Source organism: Persicobacter sp. CCB-QB2, assembly GCF_001274635.1.
GTDB lineage: Bacteria > Bacteroidota > Bacteroidia > Cytophagales > Cyclobacteriaceae > Persicobacter > Persicobacter diffluens.
The window spans coordinates 3595461-3618838 of the sequence record NZ_LBGV01000001.1; the positions used below are offsets into that span (position 1 = coordinate 3595461).

Consider the following 23378-nt stretch of genomic DNA (forward strand, 5'->3'; position numbering starts at 1 on the left):
ATCCAATTTATGAACCGACCATTTAAATTCCATCAATTTTTTGAATTTATTCTGCGCGCAGGATATATGCGGTGTGAGCGGGAACTTTTACTTCCCTGACTTCTCTTTTTATTCCCCTTTCTTTGATTTGCTTTCCATCTCCCACTAAAGACCAATAGCCACGGGGCAATTTGATGGTTTGCTGGCCAGCATCAGCATTAAAAATCACGATGATTTCCTGCCATTCATCCAGATTCGCATAATTACTTATTTTGTAAGCGACGACGGCTTCGGGGGTATCCATGAACTCCAAATTATTCTGAATCATTTCAGCGGTAAGCATTCTAAAGGCCGGATGATTTTTACGCAACTGGATCAAGCCTTTGTAATAACTGACTATATCCTGATGCTGACTCTTCCAGTTCCAGTCGATTTGGTTGATGGCATCGGGCTTATTGTAGGAGTTATGTTCCCCTCCTTTGGTTCTCAGCATTTCTGATCCGGCATGGAGGAAAGGAACGCCCTGAGAGGTCAGGATCATGGTGGCGGCCAGGCGATCCAACTTTTGAATAGTTGCTTCACTGGCTTTGGGATTGGCAATCTTTAGCTTATCATAAAGCGTCTGGTTGTCATGACAGGATACGTAGTTGACGCACTGTGAAGGTTTGTTGGCCCAGGGAGCTTTACTATAATTGATTTTATTGTAATTGATCTGATCGTGCTGGATAGCGCCGACGATACCGAACTTTATGCTTTCTTTCAGGTCAAACTGACCTCCGATATAACCACTTTCTTCATCATAAAAAACAGATCCTTTTACTGCATCTCGCATATCATCTGAAAAAGCGGCAACATCAGTTAATTGGGTTGTATTTATTTTTAAGGCCTGTTCATCTGCCGGAAGCGGAGAGGCTGCCGCATTCCAGCCTTCGCCATAAACGTAAATAGAAGGATCAATCTCTTTTAATGCTGCTGACAACTGGTTCATGGTTTCAATATCATGAATGGCCATAAGATCAAAACGGAAACCATCCAGATGGTATTCTTTGGCCCAGTATTTACAGGATTCAATGATGTATTTCCGCATCATCGGATGTTCAGAGGCGGTTTCGTTACCACAGGCAGAGGCGTCAGAAAAGGTTCCATCCTCATTATGACGGTAGTAATAGCCCGGAGATTCCAGGTTGAAGTTAGCATCCTCGGTAAAACCGGTATGGTTGTACACCACATCTAACACCACCCGAATGCCTTGTTCATGAAATCCTTTGACCATTTCTTTAAACTCCCGGATTCTCACTGCGGGCTCATAAGGATCGGTAGCGTAAGAACCTTCGGGGACATTATAATTTTGAGGATCATATCCCCAGTTAAATTGTGGTTCGTCCAGTTTACTCTCATCCACGGAGCGGTAATCAAAGGCAGGTAAAAGGTGTACATGCGTCACTCCCATTTCCTTAATATGGTCAATACCAGTTGCGAGTCCTTCCGGCGATTTGGTGCCTTTTTCTACTAAGCCTAAAAATTTGCCCGGATATTGACTGCCACTGGTTTCAGAGATGGTAACATCCCTCACATGAAGCTCATATAAGATAATATCGTTTGGGCGGGCAAGTAATGGCCGTTTATCTGCCTCCCAACCTTCCGGATCGGTCTTGGTTAAATCAATTACCTGAGCACGTTTCCCATTTACACCAACGGCTTGGGCATAAATGCCCGGGGTCTCCTCCAGCATCTCTTTGCCAATGTGGACCTGATAGGTATAAAATCTCCCTTCCTGATTCCCATTGACCACTAGCTTCCATAGGCCATCTTTTTCATTGGATTTCAACATGGAAATGGTCTCTACAGGACTTCCCCCCTCTCCCTTCTCATAAAAATGAAGGTCTACCGCTGTTGCAGTGGGTGACCATACTTTAAATGTGGACTTTTCTGGGCTGAATTCAGGCCAAAGATCCCCGTGATATTCCGGGTAATCCAGGTAACTGTCGAACTTGGGGACAGCGGGGCCGCAACTAATCAGCAGTCCTGTCATGATAATTAGCAAGAGGTTGGAGAAATAAAGATTGCCTTTCATTTGAGTAACGTTAATGACACCTAAAAATAATGCAATGAGCTTAAGTTTACCAGCACTTTATGGGCAGATGAGCTCATTGGTGTAATTTTATTGTCATAAGTCGGCTTTGGATACAAAGTTTTTGATTTGAATAAAAAAAGCAATCTGAGGCGGCCAATTAATTGAAATCCGACAAAGATTGCTTTTCCTTTTATTAGGCCTTCCGCTAATGGAAAGCATAATATTGATTGCAGCATTAATATTCGAACGTACCGTTCTGTGTTTTCAGCGTTACCTTTTTGCTATCCGCAGCTTCAACTCGGCCAATGATTTGTGCTTCTACGCCAAAAGACTTGGAGATGTCGATAATCTCCTGTGCATATTGCTCCTCCAGGTATACTTCTAATCGGTGACCCATATTGAAAACCTTGTACATCTCTTTCCAGTCGGTTCCACTTTCCTGATGGATCAATTTGAACAATGGAGGAATATCAAAGAAGTTATCTTTGATTACATGGATGTTGTCACCAATGAAATGGCCCACTTTTGTTTGGGCTCCGCCTGAACAGTGTACCATTCCATCAATATGCTGACGGTGATTTTTAAAGATTTCCTGGGCTATTGGTGCATAAGTACGCGTAGCAGACAATACCAATTTGCCAGCATCTAATGGACTGCCTTCAACGGCATCCGTTAATTTACAAGATCCTGAGAAGATCAGGTCAGCGGGAACAGCTCCATCAAAAGCTTCCGGATATTTCTCCATATAGATCTTGTTGAAGACATCGTGACGTGCGGAAGTAAGACCATTTGAGCCCATTCCACCGTTATACTGATCTTCATAGTTGGCCTGGCCATAGGATGCCAATCCCACAATGACATTGCCAGGCTTAATATTATGGTTAGAAATTACATCAGCACGCTTCATACGAGCAGTGACAGTTGAATCAACGATAACCGTTCTTACCAAGTCTCCCACATCAGCAGTTTCGCCACCTGTAGAGATAATGTTGATGCCATTGTCGCGTAGCATTTGCAATACTTCCTCGGTACCATTGATCAAAGCGGCGATCACTTCACCCGGGATCAGGTTTTTGTTTCTTCCGATGGTGGAGGAAAGCAGAATATTATCTGTAGCGCCGACACAGATCAGGTCATCAATGTTCATGATAACCGCATCCTGTGCAATTCCTTTCCATACCGAAAGGTCACCGGTTTCTTTCCAATACATATAGGCTAGTGAGGACTTCGTTCCTGCGCCATCAGCATGCATAATGTTACAGTAAGCGGGGTCTCCGCCCAGGTAATCTTCTACAATTTTACAAAACGCCTGAGGGTAAAGCCCTTTGTCCACATTTTTAATCGCATTGTGTACGTCTTCCTTGGAAGCCGATACACCCCTTTGCATGTATCTTTCGTTCATCGGTGGGAATGTTAAAATTTGTGGCAAAGGTAAAAGTATTGATTAGAAAACTAAAGCATGCTTTCTATAAATCTTCCTGAAATGCGTGGTAAAAGGAAGAATCAGTCAATTTTAGCCTGAAATGGAGGTGGTAGCCTAAGGCCAGGGGCAAATTTTTATTTGTTTTCAGGTGAAAAAAGGTTGTTTCTTGAAAATGTAGGGTAAAAAAAAAGCATCCGGAATCCGAATGCTTTTCTTTTGTCCCAAAGTGGGTTTATTGTTCTTCCTCGTCTTCTCCCCCACCAAAGAATCGTTCTTCCAGGTCTTTGGACTGGTATTCCACTTTTTCCGCGGAAACTTTACGGGCATCCAGACCGATGATTTTAAACTCTGTACGTCGGTTTTTTTGTCGACCTTCCGGATTGTCGGAGCCATCCGGATTGGTATTGGCGGCAATGGGGTGCTTTCTCCGTATCCTTTTGCTTTCAGGCGATCTGCAGCGATGCCATTTTCAATTAAATAGGCTACCGCAGAATTGGCGCGACGCTGTGAAAGATCCTGATTGTAAAGGGCCTCACCCCGACTATCGGTATGGGAGCCGAGTTCAATGCGGATTTTCGGGTTATCCACCAGCAAATTCACCAGTTTATCCAGTTCTACCGCTGCATCGTCCCGGATATTGTCTTTGTCAAAGTCATAGTAAATATTTTCGAGGACGATCGGCTTATCCAATACGATTTTATCTAGTACAATCTTGGTTTCGAAAACCACATTGGTGATGTTTTTGACTAGTCGCTCTTGCGGAACGGTTTTTCCCACGGTGGAGAAGTCGGTACGGGAGGTCAGGTAATCCACTTTGGAACCAAATAGTACATAATTCTCTGCCGGATATACGCGGAAGCGGAATTTACCATCCTCATTGGTGGTGGCTTCCCCCAGGATTTCTTCATTGGCGTCCATCAACTGCACCTGTGTGTCTTCCAGTATGTCCTCTGTTCCATCATCCCCGATCGTAACGGCAATACCAGTAAGATAGTAGTTCACTACCTTTAGCTCCGGATCATTATTGACGAAGGTATAGATGTCATCATCACCAGCGCCGCCTTCTCGGTTGGAAGAGAAAAAACCTTTATTCAGGGAAAATAAGAAAAGGCCAAAATCATCCGCAGGAGAGTTTATGGGTTTTCCCAAATTGCGTACCTGAAGTTTTCCATCCTTACGTTCAGCTACAAAAAGGTCTAAGCCACCATATCCGGGATGTCCTTCTGAGGCAAAATAGAGCTTCCCGTCATCGGAAAGGTAAGGAAAGGATTCATTATCCGCCGTATTAATTTTATTTCCAAGGTTTCTGACATTTCCCCAACGGCCACGAGCATCTTTTTTGGCTACGTAGATGTCGGTTCCTCCGAAACCACCATTGCGATTACTGGCAAAATAGAGTTGCTTGCCATCCGGGCTGAAGGCCGGAGCAGAGTCCCAGGCTTCAGGATCACTGGCAGCAATCATCTTGGGTTCTGACCATTCGCCTTTTCGATATTTGGATTCATACAAATTCACATCCTGTGTGCCTTTGCGTCGACCGGTATTTCCGCGGGCAAAGATCATGGTTTTTCCATCCGGAGAGAAGGTGATGGTGCCTTCATTGGCTCCGTTGGAGTATAATTCTTTGATTTGTTCAGCCGTTTCGATCTCCACGCGTGCCCCTTTGGTCTTCACTTCCCAAATGTGAGTGAAAGGGGTGCCTGTAGCACGATAAATGTCGTTTCCTTCGCGGTTGGAGGTAAAGTATAATTTCCCCTTCGTGTACACAGGTGCGTATTCCGCACTCGGGAATTGATGGCTTCCAGGTTTTTCACCCGATAGGTAGGTTCTTTATCTTCCTCGGCTAATAATAGCTCCAGGTTGTCCACATAATTGTTGCATAGGTCAATCACCTCGACATTTGAGGCACCTTGTAAGAAATAATCCAAATGATCCTTGGCCTCCTTGTACCTTTCATTGGCCACTAGCGCTTTGGCATAATAGTAATTGGCCATTTCCTCCGGGGCTCCGGCACGTAAAGCTTCTTCATAATAGGGCAGGGCTTCTTTCAGGCGGTTGGAGAGCCGGTAAGATTCCGCAATCATATAGTTGGCCTCCGGGACAGCTTTGCCGGAGGCAGCCTGCTTCTTGAATTGCTTAAGTGCCAGTTCATATTCCCCTGCATCATGTTTCTTATAGCCTTTTTTCAAGGCAAGATCTTGCAGGAAGCATCCGCTCAGGCTAATGGAAAGTGCCAAAAAGAGGCTTAAGGAAAATTTATTCATAGTGTTGAATCGGGCGTTAGGCTAAGCTTAATTGAAAAATCGGGAAAGCCAGGAATCTTTGGCCGGAAGAATCCAGTTGTTCTCAAAGTCTTCTTTGGATTGCACCACGGTATTGAACATAGGACTTTCCGCATGAATCTCTCCTGAAGCAATTTTACTTTTGAGGGCGTTCATTGGAAATCCTTCCGTAATTCCCTGAAAGTAGACGGTTGTTCTGTTGAATGGGTCGGTCTTATAATTTTCCGCCACCTGACGAACAAAGCCAACGGAGGAATCGATAGAACAACCGGTGGCTCCGGCGCTACTCTCATCCACGGCGATTATCAAAAAGCGACCTTCTTCCAACCGCATGGAGGCATGCAGATCTTTACCATGGGCTTGCCATTGATTCAAAAAGGTGACGGCTTCTTGTTGCAGGTTCGTTTGTTCCTCTTCCGACAGGACACGGTCCAGACTATAGATCCATAATCTGGCAGAAGCGGGAAGTTCATTAAATGGTACGTACATAATTTTATAAAAAGCTTTTTGACCAACAGCGTGTTGACCCTCAATCTTTCACAAAAATCTCGGCTTTCAATCTATTTACGAAAAAAAGGAGGATATAATTGTCTGATTCACTCAAAAAAAATAAGTCTTTGAATATTTTTTAACAAAAAAGGGAAGTGAAAAGAAACAAAAATGCCGGTTTTAGGCTTACCGGCATTTTTACTAAGAAGTATTTTTTTGAAATCCCCCGTCCAAAAGTACTTGCTTTGGTCAGGGGATTTCGAGGGCTGTAGCCCTGAAGTAAAATGGTTATTAGGAATAAGCATCCGGTGCATATGCTGTAGTTCAGCGGCACCGAATATTTTGGGCTTGTATCTAAAAAGATGCAAAGGTTATTTTTTTTAAAGGATGTCTTCGGCTTCAGCAATTAATTCGGCCAAATCACGTACTTCTACTTCCCCTTCTTTTTCTTTATTCTTTACCCCATCGCTCATCATGGTCATGCAGAAGGGACAACCGGAAGCAATAATCTTGGCGCCAGTATCTAGTGCCTCTTCCGTTCGCTCAATATTGATGTCTTTGTTGCCTTGCTCAGGTTCTTTAAACATTTGAGCACCACCGGCTCCACAGCAGAGTCCTTTGGTTTTACACCTTTTCATTTCCACCAGTTCCGCATCCAGCGCTTCCAGTACTTTTCTTGGTGCTTCATAGACATTATTGGCACGGCCGAGGTAACAGGAATCATGGAAGGTGATTTTCTTTCCTTTGAAAGCACCGCCTTCCGCTTTTACCTTGCCTTCATCGATGAGCTGTTGTAATATGGCAGAATGATGCATGACCTCGTATTTTCCCCCAAGAGCAGGGTATTCATTCTTCAGGGTATTGAAACAATGAGGGCAGGCGGTCACGATTTTGGTGATTTCATAGCCGTTCAACACCTGAATGTTAGACATGGCCTGCATTTGGAACAAAAATTCGTTTCCTGCTCTGCGGGCTGGGTCACCGGTACAGGTCTCTTCCTCTCCTAATACGGCGAACTTTATGCCCACCTTGTTGAGAATTTTCACAAAAGCCTTTGTCACTTTCTTGTATCGGTCATCGAAGGATCCGGCGCAACCAACCCAGAATAGAATATCCGGTTTTTCGCCTTTAGCGGCCAATTCGGCCATGGTAGGTATATGAATGATATTGTCAGACATGGGAATCTCGGTTAGTGGGTTTTATTTGTTTTCTGCTTCGGTTTTCAGGTCATTCGCCCAGGAGAATCGGTCGGTTGGAGGGAATTTCCATGGGGCGAAGCTGGTTTCTACGTTTTGGAACATGGCATTCCATGATTGTGGGGTAGAGGATTCCTCCATGGCCATATAGCGGCGCATTTCCAGGATGATGGACAGCGGATCTATGGTGATCGGACAGGCTTCTACGCAGGCGTTACAGGTGGTGCAGGCCAACAATTCCTCCTTGTTGATATAATCTCCGTAGAGGCTTTTCCCATCTTCCAGTCCTTTTCCGCCTTTGCTGATGCTCATGCCGACTTCTTCGGCACGATCACGGGTTTTCATCATAATCGCCCTTGGCGAAAGTGCCTTGCCAGTCATATTGGCGGGGCAGTTATCGGTGCATCGGCCACATTCGGTACAGGCGTAGGCGTCCATCAGGTTTTTCCAGCTCAGGTCATTGATGTCTTTGGCGCCAAAGCGTGGAATTTCTGCCGGAGGAGGATCCGCCGGCATGCCGAGCATGGATTTCACTTCATTGGTGACATTGTCCATATTTTTGATTTCCCCTTTAGGCTTCAGGTTTGAGAAGTAAGTGTTGGGAAAGGCCAGGAATATGTGCAGGTGCTTGGAATAAGTGATGTAGAAAGCGAAGGCAAGAATGCCGACGATATGTCCCCACCAGCTGGCGCGTTCAATAATGATGAGCGTATTATCACTCAATCCTGAGAAAAGGGGGACAAAGAAACCACTGAAAAAGAACTCCCCGGTAAGGGGGTAATGGGCGACGCCTCTGCTTTGCAACACCTGATCAGCACCATTCATGGCGAGAATAGCAAACATCAAAACGGTTTCGATGACCAATATTAAGGTGGCATCCAGAGTGGGCCAGCCCTTCATCTCGATTTTAGTAAAGCGGCTGAGCTTTAATACGTGGCGACGAATAAAGAAAACCACGCAGGAAAAGATAACGCCAATAGCCAGGAATTCAAAAAAGTTAATCAGTACCGGATAGAAGGAGCCCAGCACGGGGGCAAAGAGGCGATGCGTGCCTAATATCCCATCCAGAACGATTTCCAGAACTTCCAGATTGATTAACAGAAAGCCCACATATATTAATAAGTGGAGGAAAGCGGGAATGGGGCGCTTGAACATCTTCTTTTGGCCAAAGGCAACCAGCAGCATGGTTTTTAGTCGCTCCATAGGTTGGTCGGTGCGGTCTTCCTCTTTACCTAGTAGAATGTTTTTTCGGATTTGCAGGATACGCCGCCCAATAAAATAGCCGGAAACAGCCAGCACAGCCAAAAAGACGAGCTGAGAGATAAGGGTCATGTTGATTCGTGTTTTGTTTTGGGTCTTATTCAGGTTAACGCATAAAAACCAAATCGTAAAAGCCGGTATTCTGTCTTAAATCTCAGGGATCTCTCCTTTCCCTTTTCAACAGTTGAAAAAGGGGGCTCTATCCCCGGAATTTACGGCTTCTGTTCGGGTGTTATTAGCGTTTGGTTTGGTTCAAATGGCCTTTTTGTTAATAATCAGGCACATCCTCTTATTTAATATAACCAATGTTTATAAATAAATGTCGATTAATACCATAAAATATTCTGCATGCAGAGTAATTTTTACATGATCAGGAGAAAAACCGGGCTTAATCAGAGAAAAAAGGGAGTAAGGTGGCGTAGAATTGTAGATTTTTTTGGTGATAGCGCTTGTGTTTAAAACAAAATGCCGTATGTTTGCAATCCGAAACGACAAGGTGCCTTAGCTCAGTTGGTAGAGCATCGGACTGAAAATCCGTGAGTCGGTGGTTCGAGTCCACTAGGCACCACCATTTTCGTACTCAGAAAGCCTAAGAAAGGCCTTTTGAGGAAGTTTCGGCAGGCAAACAAGAAGGTGCCTTAGCTCAGTTGGTAGAGCATCGGACTGAAAATCCGTGAGTCGGTGGTTCGAGTCCACTAGGCACCACTCTTTTTTGTTTACGTCATTTTGGGGCGTCCTGAAATGGCAATCATCTTTGTTTAAGAAGGTGCCTTAGCTCAGTTGGTAGAGCATCGGACTGAAAATCCGTGAGTCGGTGGTTCGAGTCCACTAGGCACCACTCTTTTTTTCCTGGGACACTATGAAATTATGGTGCTTTAGCTCAGTTGGTAGAGCATCGGACTGAAAATCCGTGAGTCGGTGGTTCGAGTCCACTAAGCACCACCCTTGTCCCAAGGGATAAAGGTGAGAGAATTTGAATAATAATTTGGTGCCTTAGCTCAGTTGGTAGAGCATCGGACTGAAAATCCGTGAGTCGGTGGTTCGAGTCCACTAGGCACCACTTTATTTTGACTCCCTTGAGGAGTTTTCGAGGCAATGCAATTTGTTGGTGCCTTAGCTCAGTTGGTAGAGCATCGGACTGAAAATCCGTGAGTCGGTGGTTCGAGTCCACTAGGCACCACCATTTCTTTTTTAGGAGATGGTGGAACACAAAAAGCAAAGCATTTCGGTGCCTTAGCTCAGTTGGTAGAGCATCGGACTGAAAATCCGTGAGTCGGTGGTTCGAGTCCACTAGGCACCACGATTTTGACTGTAAAAAGTCAACATCTGTTACAAAGATAAAAGGTCGCAAGCTTCCAATTTGCGACCTTTTTATTTGTCCACACTTTTGGTCTCATTTGCATCAAAAAGGAGACAGGCAGGCCATCATCCGGTCGAAACAATCCTCAAAAGCATTTACCAGACTCAGGGAAAGGGGCTTCCCGCGATAAACGCGGTCGGGCTACCGTCAGTCGCTCTGAACATCGGGGCGGACAGGCGGACTGAGGTTTTGAATCGTCTGCCCGCCCTGATGTTCAGGAGCTCCACAACCGGCGCTGCCTCTGCCGGTATCCCTAAGCCAAATCGCCTTTGGCTCCCACCTTGGCCTTTCGGCCGCGGCGCTTTGCCTTTTTCGCTATTCCCCGGCTTTGTATCCAAAAAGCGACAAATTCCCTCAAAACACTACCGTCAAGCCCCTAAATCCTGCCTCCCATCGCCAGAATATTCTTTAGCCCTCGTCGCAAGCGACTTGTCTCCTTCCCGCCTGCGGGCCAATGGGGGAATTGATCCGGTAATATCCGGGGAATCCCCACTACCGCCCATTTTCCCTGTCGGGAAGGAAGAACTCCGGGATTATGGTGTTTCAAAGGGTGCATCGCTAAGGCTCAGCCTTGGCCTGTCGGCCGCGGCGCGAACCTTCTCGCCCTATTCCCCGGCTTTGCATCTAAAAAGCGACAAATTTCCTCAAAACACTTCTGTCAAGCTGCCCCATCTTGCTTCCCATCGCCATAATGGCCTTCAGTCCTCGCCGAAAGCGACTCGTCCCCTTCCCGCCTGCGGGCCAATGGGGAATTGATCCGATAAAATTCGGGGAATCCCCACTACCGCCCATTTTCCCTGTCAGGAAGGAAGAATTTCGGGGAATATGGTGTTTCAAAGGGCGCATCGCTAAGGCTCAGCCTTGGCCTGTCGGCCGCGGCACCCAGCATAAAAGTAGAGGTTTAACAGTTTTGCATCAAATTAGGTGCAGACGTTGGTGGTGGAGAAGATTATTGTGGGTTGTTGTTAATGTGCAGATATTGAGTGGCTTGTGGGTGTTTGGGGAGGTGAGGGTCGAGCTTTGGTCACCATTTCGCGACAACTATTTCTACTTTTATGCACACTTTTCACCTATGTTTTGACTCAATTGACCAATAGGTTGAAAAACGGTCCCATTTTGGGGAAAATAGAGACAATTTGGCTTGAACGGAAACACGTTGATCTCTTGGAGTGTCCATTTTAGCGGGTAAAGAGGACGGTTGTACCTTTTTTGATACCAGGTGGAAGGTAAAGGAGCGGGGTTCGGGAAATCGCAGGGAAGATGAGGTAGGAGGTAGTCCCGATATGGGAAAAGCAGAAAGGCTGAGAAGCGGTAAATCGCCTAAGAGTGGGGAGTGAGGGAAGGCATTGGGGCCGATAGGCGCCTGGGGCAGGGATCAAACCATTGTTTGAGCTCCTTTCGGGCGGTGGTGGCAATTGGATAACCATGGATTGCCACCGCCCGAAAGAGCGAGTGGTGCGAGCCCGACCGCGCTTGTGCGGTGCCCCCCTAAAAATTATTTCTTTCTTGGTTTCTTGTAGATGGGTACGGTGGAGCAAGGTTCGCCATACATGATGCCTTTGGCGTAGGGCACCAGGCGGTGCGATAGTTCCACATAGGCGGAAGTAGGCACGGCTTTGTCGGAACAGCCCTTGATCACGACCATTTTATCCTCGAATTGCTTATAATCGAAATGCGCCAGGGCTTTGCGGAAGATGACCGTTTCCAGTTCCTCCAAATCCCCGAAGACGATGGTGCGCGCGAAGGGGTTCAGGCGGGTGGTCAGCAACATGAAGGCCCAGGTCGGGACGATGGCGTCCTCGGAACAGGTGATGGCCACATGCTTATCCTGATACTGTGTCCAGTCGGTAGCTTTTACAAAGTCACGGAAGTCTTTTTCGCGCAGGATCATGCCCTGAAACAGCTGGTCTTTGATGTCCAGCAATACGCGTTCGCCTTTCGGACGGAGGGTTTCGAGGTCTATTTGCTCGAGTCCACTGTTGGCGACTTTATTAACGATGGGTTGGTCTTGCAAACTCATACTCTTTTCTTGGGTTTGGTGCCTTGGAAGGCCTTTAAGTAGTAAGGCTCAAAGTAAGCCAGGCTTTCGAATTGTTGATTTTGATATTTTTCCTCGGCCAATAAGCCTACGCCTTTGGCAGATGGGGTGATGTTTTCAAGGAATACGGCATTTTCATGCTGCAGGATGTCTTTGCACTTGGGCATTCCATTGCCGAAGAAGACGATTTGGCGGTTGGCCAGTTGCTCCGTGAAGGGATTGATTTCGTCCTCCAGTACCTTGGGTTGGGTTTTTTCCAGCAGTTCGCCATTGGCTTCGGAAAGTTGGCAATATACTTCCATGCGTCGGGCATCGAGCATAGGGCAGTACAGGGCATTGGGACGATCTGCGGTATGGGCAACGGTGCGCACCATGGCCGACAGGGTGTCGATGGCAATCAGTGGAATGTCTAGGGCATGGCAAAGGCCTTTGGCGGTGGAAAGTCCAATGCGCAGGCCGGTATAAGATCCGGGGCCGGCGCTCACGGCTACGGCATCCAGTTGATTCATCTCCAAGCCGACGTTTTTCATCAATTGCTCAATCACAACGGTAAGCAGGTTGGAGTGACTCTTCTCGATGAACAACTCCTGGAGGGCCTGAAGCTCGCCATCCTTAAATAATGCTACCGAACAAACCGGGGTAGCGGTCTCTATATTTAAAATTATTGCCATAATATCTTGTGGAATAAACGCTTAATGGGAGTATTGATTCTCCCGGGCGCTGCAAAATTATTAAATCCTTACTATTTTGTAGGTAGTTGCGCTTACTTTCACGCCTTTTTAATGGGAAAAAGTCCTGATGGGCTTGGTTTCTGTGTATTTTTGGAGTTGCTGGCCAAATTCCTGGCGAGCATTTTACTTGTTGATTGAATGAAATTTCTTTTCGATTTATTTTGGACCTTTTTTAAGCTGGGGGCGGTGACCTTCGGTGGAGGTTATGCCATGATTGCCATACTGGAGGACATTATCTGTACGCAGAAGCAATGGTTGGAGAAGGAGGAGTTATTGGATATTATCGCCATCGCTCAGATGACCCCCGGTACTATCGCGATTAATGCGGCCACCTTTGTGGGCTTTAAATATAAAGGGGTAGGTGGGGCGATAGCGGCCAGCATTGGATTGGTGATGCCCTCGGTGATCATTGTGACGGTGATTGTGTTGCTTTTCGGGGCTGAGCTGTCGAACCCTTTGGTGCAGGCGGCCTTTACGGGGATCCGTTGTTGCGTGGTGGCGCTGATTATGGTGGCTGTGGTACGCATGTATAAGGATTCGGTGAAGGAAAACTGGGGCAGGCTGGCCTTTTTGATCAGCGTGTTGCTAATGGTCTTTTCCGGACTGAACCCGATTGGCCTGATTGTGGCCGGTGCTGCGATTGCCATGCTGACGCAGTTGATTATTCCCAAATGGTTTTCTAAAAAACTGGCCTGATGGCCGCTAATGTATGATTTACTTAGAACTGTTTATAACCTACTTTAAAATTGGCTTGTTCTCTTTCGGTGGAGGACTGGCGATGTTGCCATTGATTGAGCATGAGATGCTGAGCCATGGCTGGATGACGCATGCGGAGTTCATGAATATTGTGGCGATTTCCCAAATGACGCCTGGTGCTATTGCGGTGAACTGCGCGACTTTCATCGGGCTGAAGGTAGGCGGAGTGCCGGGAGGAATTATCGCCACTACGGGCTTGGCCATGCCCTCGGTGATTGTGATTCTACTACTGACGCAGCTGCTGGCGCGTATAAAGGAACACCCGATGAAGAAGGCTTTCTTCTTTGGGATCAAACCGGTGACCATTGGCCTGATTTTCTATGCCGGGGTGATGGTGGCGCAGAATACGATTCTCCTAAATCCTGCCGACTGGCTGAGTGTGGATTGGGTGAAGTTCGTATTGACTGGTCTTTGTTTCCTGGTGCTGTATCGCTTTAAAGTGAACTCGATCATGATGATCGGCATTAGTGGGGTGATAGGGCTGGTGCTGTTTGGCTTTATGGGACTTTAATCAGTAACTGACCTGCCGTAATTTAACATGGAGGGGTAGAATTAATATTCAGTGGAATGGAGAGGGATTTGAGGGGCTGTACCTCCCTTTAAACGCGCCAGACAGATTTATTAAAAGATCATCCTCAAGGTTCGGGAGGTCTGTTATCTTATAAAACAAAAAAAGCGCTTAGGTCTGCCCCAAGCGCTTTTCTTTTATTGATTTCTTACAATTATTCTCCTTTTAGGATTTTGTTGTACTCTTCTGTATTGTTTAATACCTCGATGGCTTTCTGAACCGTCTCATCTGTTTTGAAGGAAGCTTCGATCAAGCCTTCACGATAGTAGTAGCGGGAAACGATTTCCTCTGAAATAACGGTTTTGATTTCGTCTTTGAATTTCTCCAAATCCTTTTTCTTATCGTGCTTTACGCTTTTTTCCAATTCCTCGATTTGCGCCTGCACGTCGTCGAAAAATTTCTCTTTCTCAGCAAACTCTTTAAGCTCTTCCAGTGATTTTTCCACCTTGGTGGTATAATCGTATTCCTTGTCGCCTAACCATGTCACAAAGTTATTGAAATCCTCATCGGTGATTTCAAACTCAGCTGGAGAAACGATGGATTCGTGATCGTAGTAGTAGTTAGTCGCATAGTCAAAGATCCATCCGCGGGCCAAAAGACTGGCGGTGATTGGAGCAATGTACTTACGCTCAATTTCGATGTCCGGATCAATCCCTCCGCCGTCATATACCGGACGGCCATTGGCGGTATTGAAAGCTACTTTTAAAGAATCTGGCAATTTACCAACTGATCCGTCGTCGTTTCTGTGGGAATAATCTATGGCCTGAATACATCTTCCGGAAGGAATGTAGTATTTGGCGGTGGTTACTTTCAATTGAGAGTTGTAAGCTAATGGACGCGTGGCCTGTACCAAACCTTTACCGAATGTACGCTCGCCAACCAATACTCCTCGATCGTAATCCTGCATTACACCGGAAACAATTTCCGCTGCGGAAGCCGAACGGCTGGAAGTAAGGACTACTAATGGAATCTCGGTGTCTACTGCACTGTTTAAAGTGTTGTATTCTTTATTCCAGTCAGACATTTTACCCTTGGTGCTTACCACTTCGGATCCTCTTGGTACAAAAACGTTGGATACGTTCACTGCTTCGTTTAGCAAACCACCCGGGTTGTCTCTCAAGTCTAAAACAATTTTGGAGGCGCCCTCTGCTTTTAATTTTTTTAAGGCGTCTTTTACCTCTTTACCTGCTTCGGTAGTGAAGTCTGAAAGTTTAATATAACCGATACCATCGGCAATCATTCCGTTCCAGGGTACATTTTTCAGCGTGATTTTCTCACGGGTAATATTGATGTCCAGAGGCTCTTCGGCGTTCTGGCGCTTAACTTTTACCACCAAACCAGTGTTGGCCTGACCTTTCAGCAGTTTAGAGATGTCAGAGACGTTCTTATCGGAAACATCAATACCATCAATTTCCAGAATCTCATCGGCTACCTTCAATCCGCTCTTTTGCGCGGGGAAGCCTAAATAGGGCATGATAATGACATTTTTTTCATGCTGACGGCCGATGATGGCCCCAATCCCCCCATACTGACCAGTAGTCATGGTGCGGTAGTCTTCTATCTCGTCCTCCGGGATATAATTGGTGTAGGGATCCAGAGACTCCAACATAGCGTCAATCCCGGTCTTAATTAAGTCGTTTGGGTTGACCTCATCTACATAATAAGTGTTGATTTCTTTAAATAGGGTGGCGAAAATGTCCAAATTCTTGGCAATCTGGAAATAGCGATCCGCCTGATCTGTTCTGGTAAAGGAGAAAAGTCCTAAAAGACTGACGCCCAAAACCATTGGCAAGAAAATTTTCTTGAAAGTTATTTTCATTGGTATGATTTATTAAAAGCAATAGCTGTATTTATCCTTAGATAACGATAAGGAAAAGAAAAAGTAGCACTCCAATTGCTAAAAATAATAGGGATTAACAATAAATAACAATTATTTCCTTGGAAATAGCCGCATTGCTTCAGGATTATGAAGGAATGCCTGCATTGATAACAAAAATATTTGCAAAAAGCTAGATAGCATCGACTCACCATAGGAGATGAACAGGCGAGAAAGAAGATGGGGGATACACTTTTTTCAGGAAGGTATAAATGTGCTTATTGGAAAAGCTTATATTTTGGATGATTTTCTGTTGGAAGCTTTTCTTTAAAGTCGATTTCAGGGAAGGATTTTGGATCAGTCCGGTGTTTCGGATTCCGCCGCTTCGTTTACCAGATGATGAATCTTTTTGAGGATCCTGCGCATTTGTTTTTCAATCTCATGATACGGCAGCATCTTCGGGAGGTATAAATAAAACCAATACGCAAAGCCGGATGACTCTCCGGGCTTAATAATTCTGTTTTATGAAGACGGTAAGCTTCCCGAAGTCGACGTTTTACCGCATTCCGGTCAACGGCATGTTTATGTTTTTTCTTCGGAACGCTAAAAAGCACCTGATGAAAGTCGGTTTCCGGCTGCGAAGCAGGCAGGAATACCACTTTCATCGGATGCAAAAAAAAAGAGGAACCTTTATAAAAAAGTTCCTGTATAGATTTTTTACTACATAAACGCTCGGCTTTACATAGCGTGAAGGATCCGGGACGTCTAGTAGTGTTTCCCATAGAATGGCAAATAACCTTAATGATTATTTGTGAGTCTTTTGATCAGAAACAGTTAATCTTTTTCTTCCTTTAGCACGACGACGAGCCAATACTGCACGACCGCTTACGGAAGCCATACGAGCTTTGAAACCGTGCTTGTTTTTACGTTTTCTCTGCGAAGGTTGGAAAGTTCTTTTCATTACTATCTATTTTTTAAGGCTGCAAATATACAATTAAAATATCGATAAACAATTAGGGGGCTGAAAATAAGTTCCTTAGCCCGAGTTTATCGCGTAAAAAAACCACTTAACAGTGGTTTACGGGGCGCAAATATACGAAGGTTTCCTTAAAATCCATGGGCTTTGCATTAAAATTATGGCTTTTTAAGCGTTTCTACTCAGGGTAACGAACCAACGATCAGGCAGTTCACCATGAACGGCTTGCTGATAATCGGAGTATCCACAAGGAACGCGCCAAAAACGTGGCTTTCCAGGATTCGGGTTCGGAACTTCTACCCACCATTTTCCGGAGATGAGGCTTTTGTAGAATTTTATGGGTTCGTCATGGATGTCAATCTTGACCAAATATTGCATGAAGTCCTGGCTTTCAAATTCGGCCTCGTTTTTTCTATTGTAAAAGCCTTCGATAAAGTACCAGATCATGGTGGCGATTACCGAAGCGGTCTTCATTTGGTCATCATCCTCAAAGGGGTTGTATTCATAAAAGCCAATGGAAGACATGTCATTGTTTATGCCGGCATACCAGCAGATCTGACAAGCTTCTTCCCCTGTCAGTCCAAAAGGTTGTGCATTGGAGCTTCCGGGAGCATCAGAGGAACGAATAGCGGCAACATCAAAAGACAACAGTTGCGTGGAGCGGATAATGGGCTCCATGGCCTTAATATCTGCCCGGGCATCTCCTAGTCGGATAGTATCAAAGCTTAGGCTTTGGAGCTTTTCAAGCTCCTCAGGGTCGCAGAGGTAAGTTTGATAGGCCAAATGGGCGAAGTTGTCCAGGATATTGGGGGTCTGCAGGATGATTTTTTGCAGGAAGTTCCTGTTAAAAGGTACTTCAGCGTCATTGGTAAGATCGAGGAAGGCATCAATATTTAATAAGGATACCTTTTTTTCCTCTGAAAGATAGGCCTGGTATTGTCCAACAGTGAAATCATGGGTTCCTCCAAAGATTAAAGGTAAAATGTTATGATGAAGGAGCATGGCACAAACCTCCCGAAGCCTCCCACAGGTTTCTTCCGGGTCAAGGCCATTTCGAATGTTGCCTAAGTCGGCAATTCGATAAGGATTTGCTCCTTTTTTTAGTCGATAAAGCTTTTTTCGGATTTCCATAGGAGCCTGGCTCACCCCCATATTGGACTCATCACCTCCGTTTTCTTCAATGCCAATGAAGGCGATATCTACTTCTTCCAATGAGGGGAACTGATGCCTGAAGATTTGGATCTGTTCGCCTATGGTGTTTTTGGCAAAGGAGATGTCTTCCCCAAAAAATGGTTCCGGGATGGGGGATAAGAAAAGCTCGAAATTTAACATGCTTGCAATTAGGTAAAATCAGACCTTGGAAATTAACAAATGATTTAAAAATTGAAAAGTTTTTGGAAAAACTTACATAAAAAAAGGAGTGAGCCCAAAAGCTCACTCCTTTAATTTATTCTTTTTGGGGATAATGATTATCCTCCGAAGTCGTCAAATCGGATGTTTTCGTCCGGCACACCCAAGTCTTCCAACATCTTCAATACTGCTGCGTTCATCATTGGAGGTCCGCATAGGTAGTACTCGATATCTTCCGGCTCATCGTGTTTGCTCAAGTAGTTATCCAACAATGCCTGGTGGATAAATCCTGTGAAACCGTCACCTTCATCTTCCATGTCCTTTTTCACTTTCCAGTTGTCCTCAGGAAGCGGCTCAGAAAGGGCAATGTTCATCTTAAAGTTAGGGAAGTCCTCCTCGATTTTATCGAAGTGGTTCAAGTAGAACAACTCTTTCTTCGAACGACCACCGTACCAGTAAGAAACTTTACGATTAGTTTTCTCGGTGTGGAACAAGTGGAAGATCTGTGCTCTCAATGGCGCCATACCAGCACCACCACCGATGTAAACCATCTCGCGCTGAGTAGGGTTGATCTCGAATTCACCGTAAGGACCGGAAACTGTTACGAAGTCGCCTGGCTTACGAGAGAATACATAAGAAGAACAGATACCTGGGTTAACTTTCATCCAAGTGTTGTTCGCACGATCCCAAGGAGGAGTAGCGATACGGATGTTAAGCATTACGATATCACCTTCTGCAGGGTGGTTGGCCATAGAATAAGCGCGGTAGATCGGCTCATCGTTCACCATCTGAAGATCCCACAATCCGAAGTTGTCCCAGTCAGACTTATAAACGTCAGCAGGGTGACCCAACTCAGGATGAGGAGTGATGTCCATATCCTTGAAGTCTACCGTAATGGCAGGAACGTCAATCTGGATATAACCACCAGCTTCGAAATCCATGTGTTCGCCTTTTGGAAGACGTACTTTGAACTCTTTAATGAAAGTAGAAACGTTGTAGTTAGAAATTACCTCGCAATCCCACTTCTTAATACCGAAGATTTCAGCCGGAATTTCTATGTCCATATCGTTTTTAACTTTCACCTGGCAAGCCAAACGAACGTTATCTGCTTTTTCAGCTCTTGAAAGGTGACCTTCCTCTGTAGGCAATACGTCACCGCCTCCTGATGTAACTCGGCACTTACACATTGCGCAAGTACCTCCTCCACCACATGCAGATGGTAAGAAGATCTTCTCGTTACCCATGGTAGAAAGCAAGGTGCTACCAGCAGCGGTAGTCACTTCTCTTTCGCCATTGATCGTGATCTTCACCGGTCCTGACTGTACAAGCTTCGATTGCGCAAAAAGCAATACGAAAACCAACATCAGGATCAATGCAGTAAAGGCAACAACACCGGATAATACAATACCTGTCATTGTTCTTTAATGATTTGTAAATGATAAATAAACCTGCCTTCGCAGGCTGCACAAATATAAGGCTGTGCTTCAAAATCCTAACAATATATTGAAGGGAAATTCCGATAAGCACAAAAAAAAGATGAACCTTTCCGCAGGATTTGCGTCGGATTCATCTTTTTTGGATTAATGTCAGAAATAAATGTCGATTATTTCAGCATTTTCAATAAGGAAGAAAGCTTAGACTTCACATGGCGGCGATCAACGATGAAATCCAGGAAGCCATGTTCCAGCACGAATTCAGCGCTTTGGAATCCTTCGGGAAGATCACGGCCGATGGTCTCGCGAATCACACGCGGACCGGCAAATCCGATCAGGGCACCTGGCTCAGAAATGTTGAAGTCTCCCAACATTGCATAGGAAGCGGTAACACCACCAGTGGTTGGGTCTGTCAAATAACTGACGTAAGGTACTTTTGCCTCTGAAAGTAAGTGCAGTTTGGCGGAGGTTTTGGCCATTTGCATCAGCGAATAACCTGCTTCCATCATACGCGCACCACCTGATTTGGAAATCATGATGAAAGGAATCTTGTGCTTCAATGCATGATCAATAGCACGGCTGATCTTTTCTCCGACAACAGAGCCCATGGATCCACCAATAAAGCTGAAGTCCATACAGGCTACCACTACTTCCAATTGGTTCATTTTACCGACGGCTGTACGACAGGCATCCACCAATTTGGTTTTCTCTTGAACTTTTTTCAGGCGTTTTGGGTAAGGCTTGCTATCCACGAAATTCAAAGGGTCGCCGGAGCTCAATGAGGCATCCAATTCCTTGAATTCGTTGTTGTCAAATAGGATCTCAAAGTATTCTTTGGAGCCGATGCGTACATGGTATCCGTCTTCCGGACATACGTATGCATTGGCTTTTAATTCCCTCATGTGGATAATGGAGCCGGACGGGGTTTTGTACCATAACCCTTCAGGGGCGTCCATTTTATCTTTGGTCGAGGTCTTTATCCCTTTATCCGTTCTTTGAAACCAAGACATATTTTTATATAGTTTAGTATGCTTTTAACTCGTAACAAATTGACAAAAAATCAGAACCTTAAGCTTGCGTTGGGAAGGAAACTAAGGTTCAACAGTCGCACAAATATATTTCAATATTTTGTTTATTCAAGGGAAATTCTTGTCCTATAAGATCATGCTCCTTTTGTTACTTTATTTAAGGGCTTGATTGATAATATTTTGGCGATCCATTTTTCAATAGATCGCCAAAATTAATATTAAACTGAAAAACAGACTTGTTTATTTCAGTTGGTCAGATTTTAAGTTCTTTATTTCCAGCAGGGCCACCTCTAGTTTGTTTTCGGCTACAGTAGCACGATCAGTAGCTTCCTTGAGTTTTTGGTCCAGATCATTTTCGCGTCTTGCAGCATCTTCTTGCGTAGCTTCCAACTCTTCCATGTTCTGACGCATTTCCTCTTCCTGTGCACGCAATTGCTCTCCTTGTAATTGAGCTTCCTGAAGTAATTTTTGGGTTCGGATATTTACGCGCATTGCACTGATTTCTGAAGCAATACTTTCTCCCAAACGCTCAATGAATTCAATTTGGTAAGGCTCAAATTTGGTGAAGGCCGCAATTTCGAGTACTCCGTAAACTTCCTCATTTATTTTTAATGGAATGACTAACAAGCAGGAAGGGCTTGCATCACCTAGGCCGGAGGTAATATTGATATAAGAGGATGGGATGTCGGTCATGAAAATAGTTTCCTTCTCCTGGAAACATCTTCCGGCTATGCCCTCTCCTACCAATATTTCTTTTTGTAGGAATTTCTGACGATCATAAGCAAAACAGGCTTTTTGCTCCAGTACCGGATGTTCCCGGTTATCGGTTTCTAAAAGAAAGATTCCGCCCTGATTGGCATTGGTGTATTTCACCAGTTCAGAGATGATTTTATAGGATAGCTCCTCAATATTGGCGTCAGCATTGCGCGTGATTTCGCTGAATTTTGCCAGCCCGGTATTTGCCCAGTTTCTTTGGTCTTCCTCCTTCTTTCTGGTTTTTTCTTGTGCGCTAGCGGTCTGAAGACTGTCTTTCATTTCCAGTAAGGCCTTACCTAAATGATCATTTTCACTTTTCGACTGAAGCTCTACATTCAAATTCCCTCGTCCAATTTCATGTGCGAAATTGGTGATTTCACTCAGGCTGTCCATTACCTGGTTCAGGCTTTCGGCCATGTCCTGAATTTCATCCCTGGATTTAATTGATAAGTGATTATTTTTGGAGACCTCTCCCTGAGCAATGCGTTTTAACATGCCCGTGGTTTTAATGATGGGCGAAGTAATACTATAAGCCAAGCCCCAAATGATCGCTAACAATACCAAAAGTCCAATGATCAGACCAATGGAGGCTCCTTTGGTTAATTCTTTGGCTTGTTCCATGAAAATGGATAGCGGAATTTTGATGGCTAAGGTCCATGGTTTTTCTGTTCCCTGAGAGACTACCGGGACGAAAGTAATGAAGTAAGGGATTTCTCCTTCCTCAACGGTGTAGCTAAAGTTTTCCCCTGCCATAATTTTGTCCAGCATGTGCTCATCAGAAGGAAGGTGTTCTGCCAAATCCATTAGTTTATTTCCAATCATGCTTTGGTCAGGATGGCCCACAACGGTTCCTTCATAAGAGACCAGATAGGCTTCCGATCCCGGGTAGGGGTGAATGTCTTTCACTAAATCGGCAAATCCCCCAGGCTCAAATCGCAGGCAACAATACCGGCGAACTTTCCGGACGGGAGGAAAAGCGGTGCGGCCTGAGAGCTCATTAGAAGCCCTTTAAGGTTTTCATTTAAAAGATCCTGGTAAGGTTCTGCTAATACTTCTGCTGGCTTTCTTTTCGTTTGGTAATAGTAACTAGTAGGGTTGGATATGCTCGCGGTATCAAGTGTGGCTTTGAAATAAGTGATGTCATTGCCTTCTTTTTGAGCCAAGCTTATGTATCTCCCATGGTCTTTATGCCAATCGGGGTCTATAGCCGCTAATTCCAAAATGTAATATACCGCCAGCAGGTCTTCATTTCTTTTGTAAAAAGAGCTCAGTAGGGTGTCCAGAATCGCTTCATTGGAATAGTCACCCTGAAAGTCTACAAAGTCCTGAACTCCATTTGCCAGGGCTCGCATCATTCCTTGGTTATGATTCAGGCGAGATTCAATTTGGTTGGCATATTCTCTTGCTGAAGTTTGAGCAACTACTTTGGCGTCTTCAATAGATTTTTCATTTAGGTTGTTGGTGAAAAAATACCAGGCGGTAATCACCATTGAGCCTAGAAAAACCGCTGTGAAAAACACCAATTTATGGCGTATTCGAAAACGTAATTTCATAAAACTATTCTGTTGGGTTTGGTTGGGGACAATAAAGGTTAAGAGTAAGGTATTACTGCTAAATCAATAATTTACACAATGTTAGTTTTGTGCGAAATATGAAGAAAAAAATTTTTTTTCAGATTATGAAGATAAAGAGATTAAAATTTGGTTGCAGTTTAATCGATTTGATCGACCGAATGAGAGGGATGAACCTGATTTTATTGGATCTTATTGAAAAAATTTAAAGTTAGTGGAGAGATAACAATGAAAAAAACATTAATAATGGAATAAAATCGCCTGTTTTTGAAAATTACATTTATTGGGCAGG

19 protein-coding genes and 7 tRNA genes are annotated in these 23378 nt (G+C 44.8%); 9 read left to right on the plus strand and 17 right to left on the minus strand.

Annotated features, from left to right (window positions below; translation table 11 throughout):
* Positions 1 to 46 precede the first annotated feature (46 nt).
* The 7 genes from pulA to NG22_RS15910 all read right to left on the minus strand — a co-directional run bounded on the left by pulA (position 47) and on the right by NG22_RS15910 (position 8775).
* On the minus strand, positions 47 to 2053 hold the full coding sequence (pulA, locus tag NG22_RS15875; protein WP_053406624.1) for a type I pullulanase: 2007 nt from the start codon (positions 2051 to 2053) through the stop codon (positions 47 to 49).
* A 235-nt stretch (positions 2054 to 2288) separates the two neighbouring features.
* Positions 2289 to 3455, minus strand: a complete 1167-nt coding sequence (locus NG22_RS15880; protein ID WP_053406625.1) for an AIR synthase related protein — start codon at positions 3453 to 3455, stop codon at positions 2289 to 2291.
* 165 nt (positions 3456 to 3620) lie between these two features.
* Entirely contained in the window at positions 3621 to 5243 is a 1623-nt protein-coding gene (locus tag NG22_RS15885) for an OmpA family protein (protein ID WP_082305110.1), read from the minus strand.
* Positions 5147 to 5740, minus strand: a complete 594-nt coding sequence (locus NG22_RS15890) for a hypothetical protein (protein ID WP_053406627.1) — start codon at positions 5738 to 5740, stop codon at positions 5147 to 5149. The genes NG22_RS15885 and NG22_RS15890 overlap by 97 nt, the downstream gene beginning before the upstream one ends.
* Positions 5741 to 5767: 27 nt before the next feature.
* Positions 5768 to 6247, minus strand: coding sequence for a hypothetical protein (locus tag NG22_RS15895; protein ID WP_053406628.1), 480 nt, complete (start codon positions 6245 to 6247; stop codon positions 5768 to 5770).
* A 380-nt stretch (positions 6248 to 6627) separates the two neighbouring features.
* Positions 6628 to 7425: a (Fe-S)-binding protein gene (locus NG22_RS15905; protein WP_053406630.1), complete on the minus strand. Its 798-nt coding sequence runs from the start codon at positions 7423 to 7425 to the stop codon at positions 6628 to 6630.
* A 21-nt stretch (positions 7426 to 7446) separates the two neighbouring features.
* Positions 7447 to 8775, minus strand: a complete 1329-nt coding sequence (locus NG22_RS15910) for a (Fe-S)-binding protein (RefSeq protein WP_053406631.1) — start codon at positions 8773 to 8775, stop codon at positions 7447 to 7449.
* A gap of 423 nt (positions 8776 to 9198) precedes the next feature.
* Here NG22_RS15910 and NG22_RS15915 point away from each other — a divergent pair.
* From NG22_RS15915 to NG22_RS15945, 7 genes are all read left to right on the plus strand, one after another.
* Positions 9199 to 9274, plus strand: a tRNA-Phe gene (locus NG22_RS15915).
* A gap of 61 nt (positions 9275 to 9335) precedes the next feature.
* Positions 9336 to 9408, plus strand: a tRNA-Phe gene (locus NG22_RS15920).
* A gap of 60 nt (positions 9409 to 9468) precedes the next feature.
* Positions 9469 to 9541 (plus strand) — tRNA-Phe (locus tag NG22_RS15925).
* 31 nt (positions 9542 to 9572) lie between these two features.
* Positions 9573 to 9645: transfer RNA gene (locus NG22_RS15930), tRNA-Phe, on the plus strand.
* A 45-nt stretch (positions 9646 to 9690) separates the two neighbouring features.
* Positions 9691 to 9763, plus strand: a tRNA-Phe gene (locus NG22_RS15935).
* A gap of 47 nt (positions 9764 to 9810) precedes the next feature.
* Positions 9811 to 9886, plus strand: a tRNA-Phe gene (locus tag NG22_RS15940).
* 44 nt (positions 9887 to 9930) lie between these two features.
* Positions 9931 to 10003 (plus strand) — tRNA-Phe (locus NG22_RS15945).
* 1555 nt (positions 10004 to 11558) lie between these two features.
* Here the strand turns inward: NG22_RS15945 and NG22_RS15955 are convergent.
* Positions 11559 to 12083, minus strand: a complete 525-nt coding sequence (locus NG22_RS15955) for a DUF2480 family protein (protein WP_053406633.1) — start codon at positions 12081 to 12083, stop codon at positions 11559 to 11561.
* Positions 12080 to 12772 (minus strand): tRNA (adenosine(37)-N6)-threonylcarbamoyltransferase complex dimerization subunit type 1 TsaB, encoded by a 693-nt coding sequence (gene tsaB, locus NG22_RS15960; protein ID WP_053406634.1) that lies wholly within the window; start codon positions 12770 to 12772, stop codon positions 12080 to 12082. The genes NG22_RS15955 and tsaB overlap by 4 nt, the downstream gene beginning before the upstream one ends.
* 198 nt (positions 12773 to 12970) lie before the next feature.
* Here tsaB and NG22_RS15965 point away from each other — a divergent pair, with 198 nt between their 5' ends.
* Both NG22_RS15965 and NG22_RS15970 read left to right on the plus strand, forming a co-directional pair.
* Positions 12971 to 13528, plus strand: a complete 558-nt coding sequence (locus NG22_RS15965; RefSeq protein ID WP_053406635.1) for a chromate transporter — start codon at positions 12971 to 12973, stop codon at positions 13526 to 13528.
* Positions 13529 to 13541: 13 nt separating this feature from the next.
* The gene (locus NG22_RS15970; protein WP_053406636.1) at positions 13542 to 14099 is read left to right on the plus strand and encodes a chromate transporter; all 558 of its coding nucleotides are present in this window, start codon (positions 13542 to 13544) and stop codon (positions 14097 to 14099) included.
* 211 nt (positions 14100 to 14310) lie between these two features.
* On the opposite strand, the gene NG22_RS15975 is transcribed toward NG22_RS15970, so the two are convergent.
* From NG22_RS15975 to NG22_RS16005, 8 genes are all read right to left on the minus strand, one after another.
* The gene (locus NG22_RS15975) at positions 14311 to 15975 is read right to left on the minus strand and encodes a S41 family peptidase (protein WP_053406637.1); all 1665 of its coding nucleotides are present in this window, start codon (positions 15973 to 15975) and stop codon (positions 14311 to 14313) included.
* Positions 15976 to 16361: 386 nt separating this feature from the next.
* On the minus strand, positions 16362 to 16754 hold the full coding sequence (gene rnpA / locus NG22_RS15980) for a ribonuclease P protein component (protein WP_253275706.1): 393 nt from the start codon (positions 16752 to 16754) through the stop codon (positions 16362 to 16364).
* A 23-nt stretch (positions 16755 to 16777) separates the two neighbouring features.
* Entirely contained in the window at positions 16778 to 16933 is a 156-nt protein-coding gene (rpmH, locus tag NG22_RS17485) for a 50S ribosomal protein L34 (RefSeq protein ID WP_071932153.1), read from the minus strand.
* Positions 16934 to 17116: 183 nt separating this feature from the next.
* On the minus strand, positions 17117 to 18280 hold the full coding sequence (locus tag NG22_RS15985) for a formimidoylglutamase (protein WP_053406638.1): 1164 nt from the start codon (positions 18278 to 18280) through the stop codon (positions 17117 to 17119).
* A gap of 137 nt (positions 18281 to 18417) precedes the next feature.
* On the minus strand, positions 18418 to 19713 hold the full coding sequence (gene nqrF / locus NG22_RS15990; protein WP_053406639.1) for an NADH:ubiquinone reductase (Na(+)-transporting) subunit F: 1296 nt from the start codon (positions 19711 to 19713) through the stop codon (positions 18418 to 18420).
* Between the two features lie 188 nt (positions 19714 to 19901).
* The gene (accD, locus tag NG22_RS15995) at positions 19902 to 20741 is read right to left on the minus strand and encodes an acetyl-CoA carboxylase, carboxyltransferase subunit beta (RefSeq protein WP_053406640.1); all 840 of its coding nucleotides are present in this window, start codon (positions 20739 to 20741) and stop codon (positions 19902 to 19904) included.
* Between the two features lie 258 nt (positions 20742 to 20999).
* A complete protein-coding gene (locus NG22_RS16000) occupies positions 21000 to 22421 on the minus strand; it encodes a GAF domain-containing protein (protein ID WP_053406641.1) in 1422 nt (473 codons plus the stop codon).
* Positions 22421 to 23068 (minus strand): cache domain-containing protein, encoded by a 648-nt coding sequence (locus NG22_RS16005; RefSeq protein ID WP_157601164.1) that lies wholly within the window; start codon positions 23066 to 23068, stop codon positions 22421 to 22423. The genes NG22_RS16000 and NG22_RS16005 overlap by 1 nt, the downstream gene beginning before the upstream one ends.
* Positions 23069 to 23378: the final 310 nt, after the last annotated feature.